General features: G+C 42.6%; 18 protein-coding genes and 1 pseudogene. 7 read left to right on the forward strand and 12 right to left on the reverse strand.

All coding sequences use genetic code 11. The features are described 5' to 3' along the window. Nucleotides 1–21 precede the first annotated feature (21 nt). The 5 genes from ssb to EFB00_RS05980 form a co-directional block, all read right to left on the reverse strand. Nucleotides 22–537, reverse strand: coding sequence for a single-stranded DNA-binding protein (gene ssb, locus EFB00_RS05960; protein WP_122645966.1), 516 nt, complete (start codon nucleotides 535–537; stop codon nucleotides 22–24). 47 nt (nucleotides 538–584) lie between these two features. After that, nucleotides 585–884, reverse strand: coding sequence for a 30S ribosomal protein S6 (rpsF, locus tag EFB00_RS05965; protein WP_122645967.1), 300 nt, complete (start codon nucleotides 882–884; stop codon nucleotides 585–587). Nucleotides 885–1,191: 307 nt separating this feature from the next. After that, nucleotides 1,192–1,416, reverse strand: a complete 225-nt coding sequence (locus tag EFB00_RS05970) for a DUF2922 family protein (protein ID WP_122645968.1) — start codon at nucleotides 1,414–1,416, stop codon at nucleotides 1,192–1,194. An 8-nt stretch (nucleotides 1,417–1,424) separates the two neighbouring features. Continuing rightward, on the reverse strand, nucleotides 1,425–1,631 hold the full coding sequence (locus EFB00_RS05975) for a hypothetical protein (protein WP_122645969.1): 207 nt from the start codon (nucleotides 1,629–1,631) through the stop codon (nucleotides 1,425–1,427). 277 nt (nucleotides 1,632–1,908) lie between these two features. Then, complete coding sequence (locus EFB00_RS05980; protein ID WP_122645970.1) at nucleotides 1,909–2,922, reverse strand: branched-chain amino acid aminotransferase; 1,014 nt, start codon at nucleotides 2,920–2,922, stop codon at nucleotides 1,909–1,911. A gap of 176 nt (nucleotides 2,923–3,098) precedes the next feature. On the opposite strand from EFB00_RS05980, the pseudogene EFB00_RS05985 reads away from it, so the two are divergent. Beyond that, nucleotides 3,099–3,269 (forward strand): annotated as a pseudogene (locus EFB00_RS05985) (iron-containing alcohol dehydrogenase family protein); the annotation flags it as partial. 99 nt (nucleotides 3,270–3,368) lie between these two features. Here EFB00_RS05985 and EFB00_RS05990 read toward each other — a convergent pair. The 7 genes from EFB00_RS05990 to dnaA all read right to left on the reverse strand — a co-directional run bounded on the left by EFB00_RS05990 (nucleotide 3,369) and on the right by dnaA (nucleotide 13,153). Beyond that, a complete protein-coding gene (locus tag EFB00_RS05990) occupies nucleotides 3,369–4,097 on the reverse strand; it encodes an alpha/beta hydrolase (protein WP_122645971.1) in 729 nt (242 codons plus the stop codon). Between the two features lie 266 nt (nucleotides 4,098–4,363). Continuing rightward, nucleotides 4,364–6,817, reverse strand: a complete 2,454-nt coding sequence (gene gyrA, locus EFB00_RS05995) for a DNA gyrase subunit A (protein ID WP_122645972.1) — start codon at nucleotides 6,815–6,817, stop codon at nucleotides 4,364–4,366. Nucleotides 6,818–7,027: 210 nt separating this feature from the next. Next, nucleotides 7,028–8,974 (reverse strand): DNA topoisomerase (ATP-hydrolyzing) subunit B, encoded by a 1,947-nt coding sequence (gene gyrB / locus EFB00_RS06000; protein WP_122645973.1) that lies wholly within the window; start codon nucleotides 8,972–8,974, stop codon nucleotides 7,028–7,030. Beyond that, entirely contained in the window at nucleotides 8,975–10,087 is a 1,113-nt protein-coding gene (gene recF, locus EFB00_RS06005; RefSeq protein ID WP_122645974.1) for a DNA replication/repair protein RecF, read from the reverse strand. Then, nucleotides 10,074–10,313, reverse strand: coding sequence for a S4 domain-containing protein YaaA (gene yaaA / locus EFB00_RS06010; protein ID WP_122645975.1), 240 nt, complete (start codon nucleotides 10,311–10,313; stop codon nucleotides 10,074–10,076). The genes recF and yaaA overlap by 14 nt, the downstream gene beginning before the upstream one ends. A 217-nt stretch (nucleotides 10,314–10,530) precedes the next feature. Then, nucleotides 10,531–11,661 (reverse strand): DNA polymerase III subunit beta, encoded by a 1,131-nt coding sequence (gene dnaN / locus EFB00_RS06015; RefSeq protein WP_122645976.1) that lies wholly within the window; start codon nucleotides 11,659–11,661, stop codon nucleotides 10,531–10,533. A 157-nt stretch (nucleotides 11,662–11,818) separates the two neighbouring features. Next, a complete protein-coding gene (dnaA, locus tag EFB00_RS06020) occupies nucleotides 11,819–13,153 on the reverse strand; it encodes a chromosomal replication initiator protein DnaA (RefSeq protein ID WP_122645977.1) in 1,335 nt (444 codons plus the stop codon). A gap of 522 nt (nucleotides 13,154–13,675) precedes the next feature. Here dnaA and rpmH point away from each other — a divergent pair. The 6 genes from rpmH (at nucleotide 13,676) to EFB00_RS06050 (ending at nucleotide 19,240) form a co-directional block, all read left to right on the forward strand. Next, nucleotides 13,676–13,810: a 50S ribosomal protein L34 gene (rpmH, locus tag EFB00_RS06025; protein WP_006703104.1), complete on the forward strand. Its 135-nt coding sequence runs from the start codon at nucleotides 13,676–13,678 to the stop codon at nucleotides 13,808–13,810. Between the two features lie 122 nt (nucleotides 13,811–13,932). Next, nucleotides 13,933–14,277, forward strand: a complete 345-nt coding sequence (gene rnpA, locus EFB00_RS06030) for a ribonuclease P protein component (RefSeq protein WP_122645978.1) — start codon at nucleotides 13,933–13,935, stop codon at nucleotides 14,275–14,277. Nucleotides 14,278–14,291: 14 nt separating this feature from the next. Beyond that, entirely contained in the window at nucleotides 14,292–15,119 is an 828-nt protein-coding gene (locus EFB00_RS06035) for a YidC/Oxa1 family membrane protein insertase (RefSeq protein ID WP_420889759.1), read from the forward strand. Between the two features lie 17 nt (nucleotides 15,120–15,136). Beyond that, on the forward strand, nucleotides 15,137–15,904 hold the full coding sequence (gene jag / locus EFB00_RS06040; protein ID WP_122645980.1) for an RNA-binding cell elongation regulator Jag/EloR: 768 nt from the start codon (nucleotides 15,137–15,139) through the stop codon (nucleotides 15,902–15,904). Between the two features lie 482 nt (nucleotides 15,905–16,386). Further along, a complete protein-coding gene (locus tag EFB00_RS06045) occupies nucleotides 16,387–16,845 on the forward strand; it encodes a MarR family winged helix-turn-helix transcriptional regulator (RefSeq protein ID WP_122645981.1) in 459 nt (152 codons plus the stop codon). Continuing rightward, entirely contained in the window at nucleotides 16,832–19,240 is a 2,409-nt protein-coding gene (locus EFB00_RS06050) for an ABC transporter ATP-binding protein (RefSeq protein WP_122645982.1), read from the forward strand. Before EFB00_RS06045 ends, EFB00_RS06050 begins: the two co-directional genes overlap by 14 nt. Nucleotides 19,241–19,249 lie beyond the last annotated feature (9 nt).

Below are 19,249 nucleotides of genomic sequence, written 5' to 3' on the forward strand. Positions count from 1 at the left end.
TTCCCTCCTATCACTAAACTACTAGAATGGTAAATCATCGTCTGAAATGTCGATGGAGGAATCTGTCCCAAATGGATCAGATGTATCCCGATCGAAATTCGGCATTCCGGTTGATGGTTGAGATGATTGATTTTGATTACCAAATGAATTGGAGTTAGAGTTGTTGAAAGAATTATTGGAATAGCCGCCTTCTGAAGAACGACGTTGTTCAGACGCAGTACGTGATTCTAATAATTGAAAGTTTTCAGCAACGACTTCAGTTACATACACTCGCTGACCTTGTTGGTTTTCATAGGAACGTGTTTGAATACGTCCAGTAACTCCCAAAAGTGTACCTTTGCGTGCATAATTTGCCATTGTTTCTGCTGGTTTCCGCCAAATGACACAATTGATGAAATCTGCTTCACGTTCCCCGCTTTGGTTAGTGAAGTTACGATTTACAGCAAGAGTAAAAGTAGCGACAGCCGATCCGCTGGCAGTATAACGTAAATCAGGATCTTTGGTCAATCTTCCAACTAATACAACATTATTGATCAAATCGATTCATCTCCTCATCGTTAAAATTTGTTTCACGTGAAACATTATTATTCTTCTTCTTTAACAATCATGTGACGAAGAATATCGTCGTTGATTTTAGCAAGACGGTCAAATTCGTTGATCGCGCCTGCAGTTGATGGAGAAGAAACTTTTACGATGTGATAGATACCTTCGCGGAATCCATTCATTTCATACGCTAGACGGCGTTTTTCCCAATCTTTTGATTCGATAACTTCAGCTCCGTTATCTTTCAAGATTGCATCGAAACGTTCGATCAAAGCAGATTTTGCTTCTTCATCAATGTTAGGACGAATGATGTACAAGATTTCATACTTCGTGTTTTCCATTGATTTTCACCTCCCTATGGACTTTGGCCCTTAGTGTTCCCTAAGAGCAAGGAGAGTCGTCTTAAAAGACTACTCACAAAGTCAAATTATACAGGAAATTACTATAAAAAGCAATAAGAATATTGAAATCGTAAAAAGGTTCTTCTATGTGAGAAATATTGGCATTTCTCAAAAGAAACTATGCCGGAAAATCATGTCATGTTTTATTACATATACAACCTTTGGCTTGTTTCTTTGCCTATAAATACGCGATTCTTTCTCTATTTTTTTAAAATTTTCTGTTCATCGAATATACACCGGTGAATATTTATACATCATTTGAAAACAGCGGGTATTCCACCGTAGAAACATACTTTGCTCCTTCCATATAGCGAAAGCACCGGATACCCTCCTTTTCAAAAAGTGACAACTTAGTGATGTCTGTCATGATTTCATGGATCTCTTCTTCTTTAAGGTCTTGGCGGCAGACCACCGGTACAAAAGTGTGGGGACGGCATTCTTCATCAAGGAATATCAAATGGAGTTTTTTCATGCTATCCCTCACAATCTTTGGATCTTGCGTGTCGTCTCAATGATTGCCAACGGACTCAATTCCCTTGGAAACAGTCGCTCACAGATTTGCGCCAATTGTCGCAGCTCGTCTACTGAGGGGTCTTTGATGATTTTTTTGAAGGGCTGTTTGATCAGTTCGCCGCTTGTTTTGTCTTGGAATATCACCGCTATTTCCGTGTCAAGATAGGTTTTCATATCCTTCCTCCTGTTTTTCTCTTTTATCTTTATAACGAAAAAAACAGCCGGATTGTCAAAATTTTTTGGAAAAAAGGCACTCGCCATTACTTGATCCAGCCAGACCGCTGCTCGCGCCACAAAAAATGCGGTTGAACAGAACAAGGATCGCTTGTTCCATCCAACCGCATTCTCATAAAACTTCTAGTTATTACAAGACATATTTAGGAGTATTCGCTGATCTATATTTTGGCATTGATCGCTTGCAATCACCATCAACTACTGCCTGTCAGCTAGTCTAAACTTCTTGGATCCAGCCGTCAGGTGCTTCAACGTCGCCGAATTGGATACCTACAAGTTCATCATAAAGCTGGCGGATTACCGGACCTACCTCTGTCTCGCTGTAAAAGACATGGAAATCATCTTTATGCTGGATACCGCCGATCGGAGTAATGACTGCCGCCGTTCCGCAAGCGCCAGCTTCTTTGAAACGCCCTAGATCATCAATACGGACATCTTCTTCGAAAGTCGGCATTCCCAGCCGCTCTTTGGCAAGATAAAGCAGAGAGTATTTCGTGATCGAAGGCAAGATGGAATCCGAAAGAGGTGTTACAAATTCATTGTTTTTAGTGATCCCAAAGAAATTTGCCGCGCCGACTTCTTCGATCTTCGTATGGGTAGCCGGATCCAAATAAATACAATCGGCAAAACCTGCTTCAACTGCTTCTAAATGCGGCTGCAGACTGCCGCCGTAATTACCGCCGACCTTGCTGGAACCTGTTCCCACAGGCGCGGCGCGATCATAATCCGTTACGATAAAATTCGCAGGTTTTAATCCATCTTTGAAATACGCTCCGACCGGAGAACAGAAGACCACAAACAAATATTCCTCCGCAGGTTGGACTCCTAAAAGATTCCCAACGCCGATCAATAACGGCCGTATGTACAACGTCGCACCATAACCGTAAGGCGGTACAAACTCCTGATTGGCTTTCACCACCGACTTTACAGCATCGATAAACATCGCTTCAGGAACTTCCGGCATCAATAAACGCTGTGCGCTTTTGTTCAAGCGTTGTGCGTTTTGATCAGGACGAAAGAGCTGGATGCCCCCGTCTTTTCTGCGATAAGCTTTCAATCCCTCAAAACATTGTTGTCCATAGTGCAGCGCAGTGGATGCTTCGCCGATAGTCAATTCATTTTTTTCCTGGATTTCTCCAGCCTGCCAGTTGCCATTTTTAAAATGTGCCACGAAACGATATGGCATATTGCGATATTGAAATCCTAGATTGCCCCAGTCGATTTTTTCCATAACGATTGCCCCCTTGATGTCAAATTTAAATTTATTTATCATCATAGACCACTTTCAGCATAAAATCCATATAATTTTGAAAGTGGTCATTCTAAACGAAAGCTCATACTGACGATCAGGAGACGGGCAATTTTGTTAAAAAAGAAGGATTTTTATATTCGAGAATTCTTCCTGTAAAAGAAATCAAGTCCTCCTTTTCTTCCCGCGGCAATGATCTAGGCTATACCGACAGCTTAGGGATCCAGATAGGCAAAATGTGCACCGAACGGCTTTTGACTTACGGTACGCAAGCATTGAAAGACAACGCCGCAGGACAACTATCTCAACAAGCCTATCAAAAAATCAGCTGAGACAAATAGAAGAAACCCCATCAAGCAAAGAGCCTTCCGTGACGGCTTCTGCTTGATGGGGTTGTTTATTATGTCTATTATTTCTATTATTAATTATTAAAAATGCTCTCGCAGCCAAGCGATCATCAGCTCAGCAACTTGTTCCTGCTGCTCTTGGTTCTTGATAGTTGCCGGATCGTCTCCTTTTTGTTTGCCATAGCTGCCAAAGCCGGCATGATTGCCGCCTGTGATCGTTTCAAAACTGGTAGACGCAGGCAGATACTTTTTAGCTTGTTTGTAATTGTCCCAGTCCAACACACCGTCTTCACTGGCTGTGAGCGAAAGTACCGGTAAAGAAGTATCCGCTAAACTGCCTTTCTCATCAGGATAGCTGGCTAAAAAAATCATTCCCGCTACTTGTTTATGCTCCCTGGCAAAGCGGCTGGCCATCACGCCGCCTAATGAATGACCGGCAAGGATATTTGTTGCATCAGGATCTTTTTTAATCACTTCCGCGGCCTTATTTTCCCCCAAGACCGCTAGATTCAATGGCTGCTTCATTAAATAGACGTTATAGCCTGCTTCTGCAACTTTTTTCGCCCAAATACTGTAACTGTCCGCTTCTACCAACGCCCCTTGATAAAAAATCACATTAGTCCGGCTTTTTTCTTTTGCCGGAAAATAATAATAGGACTTTGTTTCCTGACTGCTTTGACTGGCTTCAATCGCTTGGTTTGACGCTTCATAGGTGCTGCTTTTCAAAAAGAAGAAGCCACCCAGAAAAATCACCAAAATACTCAATAAAATGCCGTAATAGATTTTCTGCTTCTTTGTTGCTTTTCTCAATATTTTTACCTGCGCTTTCTATTGCTGTGTCACTTCGATCATACCACAGCTGAAAGGATTCTGAGGCTTTAGAGGTTGTAAGATAGTTGCCTTCTCAATAATTTCCAAACTATACCCCTCACAGTTTCAGCAGCCTATAGTTTTTACCTTCATCAAGCAATGGCAGATTTCTATTCTTGCTCAGATAAAAAGCCAGTGAAAGTTATCCACTGGGGAAAACTTTCACTGGCTTTTTTTATTTATCCACATGCTGGATTTTTTATCTTTTATTCGTTATCCACAGTTTCTTCGATCTCCGGATCGACAGTCGCCATCGTAACGACTTTGGCATTGTCTTCCATCTTCATCAGACGGACACCTAATGTTGCCCGACCGGTTTGCGAAACTGTCGCTACGTTGAAGCGGATGATGACGCCGCGATTTGTGATCAGAAGGATATCTTCATCACCGGTGACTGTAGTCAAACCAGCCAAATGACCGTTTTTCGCGGTGATATTCGCGGTTTTGATCCCTTTACCGCCGCGGCCTTTGATTGGATATTCTTTAGTAGCAGTCCGTTTTCCGTAGCCGTTTTCCGTGATCACCAATACTTCACGGTTCTCAGTCATCACAGCTGCGCCTACCACGTAATCATTTTCCCGCAGACGGATTCCGCGGACACCGGCAGCTGTCCGACCCATATCCCGAACTGCTTCTTCTTGGAACGTGACGGAATAGCCATTGTGTGTACCGATAATCACTGCATTTTCGCCGTTGGTTTCCAATACATTGACCAATTCGTCTTCGTCTTTCAAACCGATAGCGATCAGACCGTTGCTGCGGATATTCGCAAAAGCAGTTACGGAAGTCCGTTTGACGATCCCTAAACGAGTCGTGAAGAACAGATAGCGTCCTTCTTTCGGCTCACTGTCTACTGAAATGATCGTTTGGATTTTCTCGCTGGAATCGATCCCTAACAGGTTGATCACAGGGATCCCTTTCGCTGTTCGACCGTATTCTGGGATCTCATAGCCTTTTGCTTTGTAGACCTTCCCTTTATTGGTAAAGAACAGCAATGTATCATGGGTAGAGCAAGAAACCAATGTCTTGACGAAATCTTCGTCATGGACGCCCATCCCTTGGATTCCGCGACCACCACGTCGTTGTGCTCTGAATTCGGTTTTCGCCAAGCGCTTGATATAGCCGTTATTGGTCAATGTGATGACCACATCTTCTTCTTCGATCAAGTCTTCGTCTTCAAGACTCAAGACTTCGCCTACCAATAATTCAGTCCGGCGTTTGTCACCGAAACGGCTGGCAACTTCTCCTAGTTCGGTGCGGATGATGGCATTCACCCGTTCTGGATTGGCTAAGATCTCTTTCAAATCAGCGATCAACGCTAACAGATCTTGGTATTCATTTTCGATCTTTTCCCGTTCCAAACCAGTCAAACGGCGCAGACGCATATCCAAGATCGCTTGTGCTTGCCGATCTGATAATTTAAACCGTTCCATCATGGTAGTTTTAGCTTCATCATCGGAATTCGATCCACGAATGATCGCAATGATCTCATCGATATGATCCAATGCGATCCGCAATCCTTCTAAGATGTGCGCGCGGGCTTCCGCTTTGTTTTTGTCGAATTCTGTGCGACGAGTCACGACTACTCGTTGATGTTCCACATAATTTTCCAAGATCTGTTTCAAGCTTAAGATCTTCGGAACACCTTTTTCGATGGCCAGCATATTAAAGCCAAATGATGTTTGCAATGAAGTCATTTTATAAAGATTGTTCAAAATGACTGACGCGCTGACATCACGACGGACATCGATCACGATCCGCATGCCTTCACGAGAAGATTCATCCCGCAAGTCAGTGATCCCTTCGATCCGTTTGTCCCGATGCAGCTCGGAGATCCGTTCGATCAGTTTCGCTTTATTGACCATGTATGGCAATTCGGTAACTAAGATCCGTTCCTTGCCGTTTGGCATCTCTGTGACTTCCACACGGCCACGCACAGTGATCGAGCCTTTACCGGTCTCGTAAGCCCGGCGGATGCCGGATTTGCCCATAACTAGACCGCCGGTAGGAAAATCAGGTCCAGGCAGAACTTCCATCAGTTCACTTGTGGTGACGTCAGGATTTTCCATCAAAAGATCAATAGCCGCGATAACTTCATTCAAGTTATGTGGCGGGATATTGGTAGCCATACCAACAGCAATCCCTGTCGTACCGTTCACCAAAAGATTTGGGAAACGAGCCGGCAAAACTTCCGGTTCTCTTTCGGTATCATCATAGTTGCTGATAAAATCGACAGTATTTTTATTGATATCTCTCAGCATCTCTAAGGCTAATTTGCTCATCCGAGCTTCGGTATAACGCATCGCCGCCGCACCGTCGCCATCTACTGATCCGAAGTTTCCGTGACCGTCTACCAGCATATAACGATAGCTGAAAGGTTGAGCCATCCGCACCATCGATTCATAGATCGCACTATCGCCATGAGGGTGATATTTCCCCATAACATCCCCGACGATCCGGGCTGATTTTTTGTGAGGCTTGTCAGGAGTGACTCCCAACTCATTCATTCCATAAAGGATCCGCCGGTGAACTGGTTTCAAACCATCGCGTACATCAGGAAGGGCCCGGGCAACGATAACACTCATTGCGTAATCGATGAAGGAATCTTTCATTTCACTGGTCAGATTGACATTATGGATATTTTTACTTGGTTCGTTCAAGATTTGTTCCTCCTTGTTCCTATTTGGGGAAGAATTTTGAGAAAATTCTACTAATCGTCACGCCGTATATCATTCCACTACATGTACCTTGCAAAGTGGAACTGACATCCTTGTTCCTAGTTAGGTAAGAATTTTAAAAAATTCTACCGTCATCACGCCGTAAATCGTTCCACTGTACTTACTGTGTAAAGCGGAACGGATATCCTTCATCTAGATATCAAGATTTTTTACATAGTGGGCATTTTCTTCAATAAATGCACGTCGAGGTTCTACGCGATCACCCATCAGCATTTCAAAAATCTGATCGGCTTCAATGGCGTCGTCAACGCTGACCCGCAACATCAAGCGGTTTTCAGGGTCCATCGTTGTTTCCCATAGCTGATGATCGTCCATTTCCCCAAGACCTTTATATCGTTGGACATTTGGTTTTGGTGTTGCCGGCAATGATTGGATCACTTGCTGCAGTTCTTCTTCGGCGTTTTTACCTGGTTGAACGTACGTGATATTCTTCCCTTGCTTGACACCATACAAAGGCGGCTGAGCGATATAAACATATCCCGCTTCGACGATCGGCCGCATATAGCGATAAAACAGTGTCAAAAGCAATGTACGAATATGAGCGCCATCCACATCGGCATCGGTCATGATGACTAACTTATGGTAACGAGCTTTGGATACATCAAAGTCTTCGCCAAACCCAGTTCCCATCGCAGTAAATAGTGAACGAATCTCTTCATTAGCCAAGATTTTATCCATGCTGGCTTTTTCTACGTTCAAGATCTTCCCACGGATCGGCAAGATCGCTTGGAATTCCCGATTACGTCCTTGTTTTGCAGAACCGCCAGCAGAATCTCCTTCGACGATGAATAATTCAGTTTTTTCCGGATCATTGCTGGAGCAGTCAGCTAGTTTACCAGGCAGATTGCTGATTTCCAAAGCACCTTTGCGGCGAGTGACTTCCCGAGCGCGTTTTGCGGCTAAGCGGGCTCTTGAGGCTAATAAGCCTTTTTCTACCACTTGACGGCCAACTGTCGGATTTTCCATCAAGAATTTCGTGAAATGCTCAGAGAATAAACGATCAGTAACCGTCCGTACTTCGGAGTTCCCCAGTTTTGTTTTGGTTTGTCCTTCAAACTGCGGATCCGGATGCTTGATGGAGATGACAGCTGTCAGTCCTTCCCGAACATCTTCACCGGTCAGGTTTTCGTCATTTTCTTTCATCAGCTTTTGTTTGCGGGCGTAGTCATTTATTACGCGAGTCAAAGCTGTTTTAAAGCCGGATTCATGGGTCCCGCCTTCATAGGTATGGATATTGTTGGCAAAACTCAACAAATTCGTGTGGTAGCTGTCAGTATATTGCAGAGATACTTCCACAGTGATATCTTGTTGGGTGCCTTCCAGATAGATCGGTTCAGGGAACAAGACAGTCTTGTTGCTGTTCAAGTGCTCAACGTAGCTCTTGATCCCGCCGTCAAAATGATATTCTTTAAGTACCGGTTCTTCTCGGCGGTCTTCGATAGAAATATGCAGACCGCGATTCAAGAAGGCTAATTCACGGATCCGTGTCGCCAATTTATCAAAATTGAATTCAACGGTTTCTGTAAAGATCTCAGGATCTGGTACAAAGTGGACCGCAGTCCCGTGCTGATCAGTCTCGCCAATAACTTTCAAGTCATCTACGACTGCGCCGCGACGGTATTCTTGATAATAGATCTTGCCGTCTTTGAAGACTTTGACATCTAAAGTCGTCGATAATGCATTTACCACGGAAGAACCTACACCGTGAAGTCCCCCGGATACTTTATATCCGCCGCCGCCGAACTTCCCGCCGGCATGCAAGACTGTAAAGACAGTTTCCACCGCTGGACGTCCGGTTTTTGCTTGGATATCTACCGGAATACCGCGACCATCATCAGTGACTGTGATACTGTTGTCTTCTTCTACCACTACTTGGATCTTAGTAGCAAAACCCGCTAAAGCTTCATCGATAGAATTATCAACGATCTCCCAAACGAGGTGATGGAGTCCTTCTGAACTAGTCGAACCGATATACATACCAGGACGTTTACGAACGGCTTCTAGGCCTTCTAGTACTTGGATCTGACTGGCATCATACTCTTTGGCGCGTTCAACTAAACTTTTTTCTTCTTCTGTCATCTAGTTTTCTCCTTTTAATTCGCCTTGCTGAACATAAAAAATCTCTGGTTCAACAGTCATTTTATTTTTCACGTGTGCTAACGTAGTTGTAGTCAAAAATGTCTGGACTTTGCCTTCGATGGTTTCAAGAAGATGGAGTTGTCTGGAATCATCCAGTTCGCTCATGACATCATCCAATAAAAGGATCGGATATTCTCCCGTCTCTTCTTTCATCAAATCGATCTCGGCTAATTTGACACTTAAAGCGGTAGTCCGCTGCTGGCCTTGCGACCCGTAAGTCTGGACATCTTTTCCATTGATGAAAAAGTGAAGGTCGTCGCGATGAGGACCTACTAATGTCGATAGACGTACACGCTCTTTTTCTTTATTTTTTTCGATTTCTTGGAAAAAAATCGCTTGTATTTCTTTCAGTTCCATAGAAGGTTGAAAAGGGATACTCGAGACATAATCGATGGCAAGTATTTCTTTTTCATGACTGATTTTGTTGTGCAGTTCATTGGCCCAATATTCCAGACGTTTGACAAATTTAGCTCGTCCCAAAAGTACTTTGCTGCCGAAACTGACAAGCTGCTCCGTCAAAATGTCCAAGTACAAGGGATCTGCTTTGTTTTGCATCTGTTTTAAATATTGATTGCGCTGCTTTAGGACATGCTGATACTGGACCAGATCATACAGATAGATAGGATCGATCTGGCCAATCTCCATATCCAAAAATTTCCGCCGCAACTGCGGGCTGCCTTTGACTAATGAAAGATCCTCCGGCGCAAATAAGATCACATTCAGCTGACCAACATAGCTGCTGAGCTTTTTTTGCTCGATATGATTGACTTTTGTCTTGCGGCCTTTTTTTGAAAGTGTGATCTCTAACGGGATCTGACTGGTGTTTTTATTGACGATGCCGCTGATATGGGCAAATTCATGTCCCCACTGGATCAATTCTTGTTCATTATTGGTCCGGTGGCTGCGGGTCATAGCCAACACATAGATGCTTTCCAGCAGATTGGTCTTTCCTTGCGCGTTTTCTCCTAAAAAAAGCGTCAGGTTTTTAGAAAAGCTCAACGAAAGCTCATCATAATTGCGGTAATTTTTTAAATGCAGCTCATTCAGCCTCATGCAGATTTTCCTTTTTAGTCATAAAAAAAGTACCTGCATCAGGTATCTCGATCATCATGCCAGCGTAAAGTTTCCGTCCGCGGCGATTTTCCGGTTCGCCGTCTACAAAAACGGTATTTTCCGCCAAGTACCATTTCGCTTGCCCACCGCTGCTGATTACATTAACTTCTTTCAGGACTTGTCCCAACGTCATGTAATCTGTTTCCAACAAGATTTTCTCTTTCATTTTCATCCCTCAATTCTATGGCAGACATATGTTCTTATTATACCTTTTTTTAAGGAATAAAACAAATTTATCTTGTTTATTTTCTTTCTAAGAAGTTTTAAGCGAAATCGAGGATTTTAGACAAAAATAATTAAAAGGGCTTAAAAACGATTTTAAGCCCTTTTTTTAAAATTATTCATTTTCGGAAAGTTTCTGCAGTTTTTCAACTAATTTTAAATCAATTGGTACGAACTGGGGTGATCAATTGGATAAATGCCGCTTCTCCTTCTGTCGGTTCCAACGTGAAAGGTCGGATCGCAGAAATGAATTTGATCGTGATACTCATGTCACCAAACGCCCGCAAAGCAGCCTTCATGTAATCAGGATTGAAGGAGATATCTAAAGGTTCGCCGCTTACTTTTTCATAATTCAATGCTTCTTCTACTTTACCGATCTCTGGTGAGTTTCCGTAAAGTGTCACCGCGTCGTTGCGGATGGACAAACGAACGATATTGTTGCGGCCTTCATGAGAAAGCAGTGAAGCCCGTTCGATAGCCGCCAATAATTTCGGTACCGTAAATTCGATCTCAGTATTGAAGCTGGCTGGGATCAAACGATTCGTGTCAGGATAATTTCCTTCCAATAGGCGAGAATAAAACAGCATGTTTTCTGTTTTGAAAAGTACTTGATTTTCCATGATGCTGATTTCGACGATCTCTTCTTCATCACTCAATGAACGAGACAGTTCTGTCAAACTTTTGCCTGGGATCACGATATTGAAGTCGCTGGCTGCTTGTTCGATGGGGATCACCCGTTGGCTTAAACGGTGAGAGTCAGTAGCCACTGCCAACAATTTTTGGTCTTCCAACACAAAATGGACACCAGTCAAGATCGGACGGCTTTCATGTTGTGATACGGCAAAAACAGTTTCATTGATCAGCTGGTTCAAGACATGAACCGGGATCTTCATTTGGTTTTGACTTTCAACGATCGGCAGATGTGGATAACTTTCTGCATCCAATCCATTCACTGTAAAGTTGGCTTTTCCGGAATTGATCGCTACTTGATTATTTTCAATAACTTCCATTGTGAAGGTATCTTCCGGCAAACGTCTGATGATTTCGCTAAAGAAACGAGCCTGTAATACAACAGCTCCGGTTTTTTCGATTTGCATCTGCGCTTTTTCATTGTCAGCGGCTAGAAAAGTTTCAATAGAAATATCGGCGTTGCTGCCGGTCAGTGTTAATCCTTCCGAAGTCAAAACGATCTTGACCCCTGTCAGAATGGGAATCGTGGTTTTAGAGGAAATCGCCCGTTGGACAGTTTGCAATTCTTGGATAAATAAAGCTCGGTTTAAAGTGACTTTCATAGCTGATTCTCCTTTAATTAATAGTTATATAAAAAATAATAGTAGTAGTAGGGCTGTTTAAACAGTGGATAACTTATAAAAAAGCCGGAAACAAGAGTTTTCCCCTTGTGCATAACGTGTGGATAAGTTTTGCTTAATTTCCACATTTGTCCACATGCTAGTTCATCAGGAGATTTTTGATCTCGCTGATTTCTGTCTTGATGGTCGCATCGCTTTGGACTAATTTTTCGATTTTTTCGTGGGCATGGATGACAGTTGTATGGTCTTTTCCGCCAAATTCCGCACCGATCTTCGGCAATGAATGGTCCGTCAGCTCCCGTGAAAGATACATCGCAATCTGGCGAGGGACAACGATGGTCTTCACCCGTTTTTTTCCTTTGAGATCTTTCAATTGGATATGATAGTATTTCGCGACTTCTTCTTGGATCTGCAAAATCGAGACTTGTGTCAGACCGTGATTGGCCTTCAATGCTTTCAATGCTTCAGCCGCCAAACTGGTGGTGATATCGGAATTATTCATGGTAGCGAATGCTTGGACCCGTACCAGTGCGCCTTCTAATTCTCGGATATTGGAATCGATCTGGCCTGCGATGTAGCTTAAAGTATCATCAGGGATCTCTAAACGTTCCGCTTCAGCTTTTTTCCGCAAAATCGCGATCCGTGTTTCAAGATCCGGCGGTGTGATGTCTACGGAAAGTCCCCATGCGAAACGGGAAACCAGCCGTTCCGGCAATGTTGGGATCTCATTTGGCAACCGGTCGCTGGTCAGTACGATTTGTTTGTTATTCTTATATAATTCTTCAAATGTATAGAAAAATTCCTCTTGTGTTCCCTCTTTGCTCACCAAAAATTGGATATCATCCACTAAAAGCAGATCAACGCTGCGGTATTCATTACGAAAATCTTCCATTTTATTTTTTTGGATCGAATTGATGAAATCATTAGTGAAATTTTCACTGCTGACATATTTGATCTTGGCATCCGGCCGGTTTTGCAGCATTTGATGACCGATAGCATGCATCAAGTGAGTCTTCCCTAAACCGACACCGCCATAGAAAAAGAGGGGATTATAAATAGACCCAGGTTCTTCCGCTACCACAAGAGCCGCGGCATGGGCCATCTGATTGCCTTTCCCGATGACAAATGTATCAAAAGTATACTTGGGATTCAGCATCGAGTTGGGTTTGTTTTCTTCTTTTGCTTTTTCTTTCGGTTTGTTTTCTTCGGAGGTGATGGTTTGCACTTCGTCAGGAGTCACAAAAGTCGGAATGATCTCTTTTCCGTACAGCATAAAACTTATTTCAACGACTTTAGACGCCAGATTTTTCTTCCAATATGTTTTATGGACATCTGTAGGAACTTCGATCACTAATTGATCATTTTGAAAAGAAACCGGTTTGACTGTCTCGATCCAGACTTCGTAACTTTGAGGATTGAGTTCTTTTCGCAAATTGTATTGAAGCTCCTGCCATATAGTTGCAAGAGATGACATAGAATGTCCTCCTATTTCTAATTTAGAATACTAGTACTAATTTAGCATGGATCAGAAAAGTTTTCCACAGATTAACAGAAAAAAAGCAGAGGAATAAAAAAATTTTTTTCATTTTCCACAGTTGTGCAAAACCTAAAAAAAAGATATACACAAAACGGGAAAAAGTTATCCACAAGAAAGAAAGTTCTGGGGATTTTTTGGGATAACCACAAAGTAATCCACAGACAAGTGTGGATTTTAAAGCTTGATATCATAATATTTTTAGAATATTGTCCACAGACAAATAAAAAGATGTTGAAAACTTATTTCGGCTTGTTTATTTGTTGAAAACTTACTAGAAAATATGGAAAAACACTGAAATAGTTGGTGATAATTCACAAAAATCCCCCAGCTGAAAAACAGATTGTGGATAAATAAAGACAGAAGAATTGACGTTTTCTTATTGACAAATCCCCGATATTCTCGTTATACTATCAAAGTATGTCTAGTAGTAGATAGATCATTTTGATGGAGGTGGAAGCAATGAAAAGAACTTACCAACCAAATAAACGCAAACGTCAAAAAGTTCATGGATTCCGTAAACGTATGAGTACGAAAAACGGTCGTCGTGTTTTAGCAAGCCGTCGTCGTAAAGGAAGAAAAGTTCTTGCAGCGTAAACCACTGAAACCACAGTGGTTTTTTTTGTACCCTTTTTTACGGGAAAAGGGTGAAGTAAGAGGTTTAATTATGGTATTATTGTTGAGTGAGTAATGAGATTAAAAGAAATGAAGGAAGCGAAATGAGAAAGTCCTATCGAGTAAAAAAAGAAAAAGATTTTCAAAGAGTTTTCCAAAAAGGTGTTTCTTGCGCCAATCGCAAATTTGTCGTTTATCGATTGGATAAACCAGGACAAAAACATTTTCGCGTAGGACTTTCAGTAGGAAAGAAAATCGGCAACGCAGTGGAAAGAAATGCTGTAAAACGAAAAATTCGCGCTTGCTTGTATGACATGCGAGAGAAAATAGAGCCTGAGATTGATTTTATCATCATTGCTCGACCAGCGATCAGTGGTCTGGACAGCAAAGAAGTCTATGCGAATCTGGAGCATGTGTTGAAACTCGCAAAGATCATCAAAACTAAATAATATAGTAGAGGGGAATTTGTTTCGTGAAAAGAAAACGTATCATTTTACTAGCCAGCTTGCTGGGTCTAGTACTTTTCCTATCCGCCTGCGGTACAGGAGAAGTCAGCGCACAAAGTACGGGGGTCTGGGACCGTTACATCGTTTATAATTTTGCGCAGGCGATCAAAGGGTTATCTTTTGGCAATTCCGGGATCGGGATCATTTTGTTCACATTGATCATCCGGATCATTTTGATGCCGCTGATGCATTTCCAAACCAAAAGCATGCGCAAGACCCAAGAGCTTCAGCCAAAAATAAAAGCGCTGCAAAAAAAATATGCATCCAAAGATATCGAGACACAAAACAAGTTAAAAGAAGAAACTCAGCGCTTATATGCGGAAAATAATGTCAATCCGTACGCCGGCTGTCTGCCATTATTGGTACAAATGCCGATTTTGATGGCATTGTGGCAATCGATCCAACGGGTACCGGAATTGCGTCAAGGACACTTTTTATGGTTGAACCTTGGTGAAGCGGATCCGACATTCATCTTGCCGATCTTAGCTGCGGTCTTTACATTCTTCAGTACTTATTTATCCAGCATGAGCCAGCTGGAATCTAATCCAAGCATGAAGATCATGAACTTTGCTATGCCGATCATGATTTTAGTGATGGGGGTCAATTTAGCCAGCGGGTTGTCATTATACTGGGTAGTTTCCAATGCTTTCCAAGTGGTACAAACATTACTGATCAATAATCCCTTCAAGATCCGTAAAGAGCGGGAAGAAGAAGCCCGCAAGATCCGTGAACGGGAACGCGCATTGCAAAAAGCGATGAATCCGAAGAAAAAACGCAAGAAATAACAAAGGAGGTCTCTAAGATGCCGATCTATGAAGGAACAACTGTGGAAGAAGCGATCCAGAAAGGATTAGCCGCATTAGGTCTTACGAAAGAAGAAGCATCCATCGAAATTTTAGAAGAAGGTAAAAAAGGGTTCTTGGGAATGGGGAAAAAAGAAGCAAAAGTTTCCATTGAACCAACAGTCAGTGAAGAGATCACTGAAGCCGTCGCTGAAACGGTGGCGGATGTCATAACTGAAGAACCTGCTGCTCCTGAAGTGATCGAGACAGAAATTGACGTGACTCCAGAACCGCAGTCTGCTGCCGCAGAAGTAGCGGATTTAGCAGATGACGCGGCATTGACGCAGTTGGCGCTTTATCTGACCAATATCACCAAAGAGTTGAACGCTCCAGCACTAGTTCGCATCGAAAGAGAAGAAGGACTGGTAGTTTTCCATCTTGATACGGAAAAACAAGGAATCTTGATCGGCAAACACGGTAAAATGTTGAACGCGTTGCAATATTTAGCACAAGTCTTCATCCACCGGATCGCCAAAAACAAATTGTCAGTGGTGATCAACGTCGGCGACTATCGTCAAAAACGACAAGCTATCTTGCAGCGATTGGCTGAGCGAACAGCTGAAAAAGTCAAACGGACAGGTCGTCCAGTCTTTTTAGAACCGATGCCGGCCTTTGAACGCAAACAGATTCATTCTGTATTAAGTGAAGACGAACAAGTCAAAACTCATTCAGAAGGCGATGAACCTTATCGCTATCTTGTAGTAGAACCTGTCAAGAAACGCTATTAAAGGATCTGCTCCTTGTGTCCTTGCGGGGCAAAAAGCGATTGACAACAAATAGGAAACCAAGTATATTTTACTATATCATTCTTATCAAGGTGAGAGACGATGAGTCATGTCATTTTGATCAAAAGATAAGCCGATTTCTTCTAATGGAAGGGATCGGCTTATTTTTTTCTCCCCTATCAGTGTAGGTAGATCCATGATCCGATTTTGGAGGATATTTCACAGAAGCCAAAGTCTCAAGCCGATTTTTTTGGAATTTTAAATAACACTATTAATTTTAAATTCGTTTACATCAAGCGTTTTCCAAGTATTTTCAATAAATAATGTGCTAGTTATTAAACAATCGCTAAAAAAATTTTAAGTGTAAGCGAAACCATAGTTTTAATTCGTTGACAGTGCCAAAAAATAGGTTTATTATCTATTAGCGAAAATCACTAATAGTGTTAGTGACTAATAGTGTTAATTAATTGTGAAGGAGGAAACTTATGTCTTATGCTGAAGAAGCTGAACGGAAGTTAGAGAAGCTGATGTTAGAAAATCGACATGGTGCTTTCAGTGAGATGGAAAAGAGCAATCGCGGTGAATTGATCGTGATCAAATATTTGGATCACATCGACACAGCGGTAAGTCCTAAGCATCTTGCGGAAACGATGAACGTGTCCAGTGCACGGATCGCGGCTTTATTGGGAAATCTAGAGAAAAAAGGACAGATCAGCCGTACGATAGATCCAGACGATCGACGACGCATCCAAGTGACTTTGACAAAAAAGGGTAAAGTACAGGCAGAGATGGAAAAGCGAAAGATGCAAGATAAAATTATCAGAGTCTTTAAACGCATGGGAGAAGCCGATACTAAAAAATTTGTTGAGCTGGCGGCAAAATTCATAAAATACTCCCACGACACCAACAAAGAAGAGGAAGTGACATCTAGTGAAGATCTTTAAACATCTTGGCAAATATTGGTACGCGATCATTGCGGTCATCGCATTATTAGTAGTGCAGGCCAACAGTGATTTGAACTTACCAAATTTAACGTCCGATATCGTTGACGTCGGTATCCAACAAGGCGGTATCGAAACAGCGACGCCGGATAAAATCCGTAAAGAATCACTTCAAGCGATTGAAATGTTCATGACGGAATCGGAAAAAAGCAAAATCGAAGATAATTATAAATTATCGAAAGATGGAAAAGTGTATACGTTAGATCTTCAAAAAGGTGTAACGAAAGAAAAACTTTCCAAAATATTTGAATTACCGATGATGATGCTGGCGTCTTCACAAATGAAGGATTCAGACAACAGCAATGAAGCGAAAACCATCCTTGAAGAATACACTCAAATGGGTAAACAAGGCGAAGAAGCGAAAAAACTTGGCGAAGAAGCAAAACAGCTGGGTGAAGAAGCGAAAAAAGCCGGCGCGGAAGCGCAAGAACTCGGCGAACAGGCTGCCAGTGCTACTGATCCGCAAGCTGCAGCTGCCACTGCTGCTCAAGCACAAGCCAAAGGGCAGCAAGCACAAGAATTAGCAGATCAAGCGCAAGAAAAAGGTGCGCAAGCTAAAAAAATCGCTGATGAATTAGAAAAAACCAACGATGCGATGCCGGAAAAAGTTGCAGAAGCTCGGAAGAAAACCAAAGAGTCTTTAGGGGATCTGGGTGCAGATTCAATGAAGACAGTCGGTACGCAATTTGTTTTAGCAGAATATAAAGCATTAAAAATGGACACGCAAAAAATCCAAACAGATTATATGATCAAAACCGGAGCGAAAATGGTGGGATTGACATTCCTTTCCGCAGCGGCAGCAATCATCGTCGGCTGGATCGCTTCATTAGTGGCGGCTTCTGTCGGTCGTAACTTACGGGTCGCTCAATACGAACGTACACTGCAATTTTCTAACAATGAAATGGAAAAATTCTCACCTGCTTCATTGATCACACGAAACACCAATGATATCCAACAGATCCAAATGGGTATCGTGATGATCATGCGGATGGTATTGTACGCACCGATCTTAGGTATCGGCGGTATCTATGAAGTTTATAAAACAGGGACCGGTATGGGCTGGATCGTCGGTGTCGCAGTCGGCGCAGTCTTGCTGCTGGTAGTTACTTTGTTGACATTCACGATGCCGAAATTCAAGGCATTACAAACATTGGTGGACCGGGTGAACTTAGTGTCACGGGAAATCTTGACTGGATTGTCTGTCATCCGTGCCTTTTCCCGCGAAAAATTTGAAGAAAAACGATTTGATGAAGCCAATACCAATTTGATGAAAACTCAAATGTTCGTCAACCGTGCAATGTCGATCATGTTCCCAGTAATGATGCTGATGATGAACGGAATCTCTGTTCTGATCGTTTGGGTCGGCGGACACAACATGAACAACGGTCAATTGCAAGTAGGGGATATGATGGCCTTCATTACGTATACGATGCTGATCGTTATGGCCTTCATGATGCTTTCGATGGTTTCTATCATCTTGCCTCGTGCCAACGTTGCCGCAGGACGTGTAGATGAAGTATTGAGCACAGAACCTACTATCACAGACAAACCAGTCGTGAAAGACAACGACGTAGACTTCAAAGGTGAAGTTAAATTTGAAGGGGTGCAGTTCCGTTACAGCGATGCAGATGAAGATGTATTGCATCACATCAATTTCACCGCTAAACCAGGAGAAACTACTGCGATCATCGGTTCTACCGGTTCCGGTAAATCAACGATCGTCAATCTGATCCCTCGTTTCTTTGATGTGACCGGCGGACGGATCACCATCGACGGTGTGGATATCCGCGACATTTCATTGCATAAATTGCATGAATTGATGGGATTTGTACCGCAAAAAGGGATCTTATTCTCTGGCGATATCGCGTCGAACATCAAGTTCGGTGACGCTGAGATCTCTGATGAACAAATGAAAAAAGCGGCTGAGATCGCGCAAGCAACAGAATTCATCAACGCTAATGATGCTGGTTACGAACGTGCTATTTCACAAGGCGGTTCTAATGTTTCCGGCGGACAAAAACAACGGCTTTCCATTGCCCGTGCATTGGCGAAGAATCCTAAGATCTTGATCTTTGACGATTCTTTCTCTGCTTTGGACAATAAAACCGATGTGGCGTTGCGTAAAGCTTTGTCAGAAAATATCCATGGTGCTACACAGATCATCGTAGCGCAAAAAATCTCTACGATCCTGCATGCCGACAACATCATCGTTTTAGACGAAGGACGTGTCGTAGCGCAAGGAACTCATGAAGAATTAATCAAAACATCAACTGTCTACCAAGAAATCGCTCAATCTCAATTGAGTAATTCTGAATTAGGCATAGAAGAAGCTGAGTAAGGAGGAGCG

It is taken from the genome of Enterococcus mediterraneensis (assembly GCF_900604485.1).
Classification (GTDB): domain Bacteria; phylum Bacillota; class Bacilli; order Lactobacillales; family Enterococcaceae; genus Enterococcus_C; species Enterococcus_C mediterraneensis.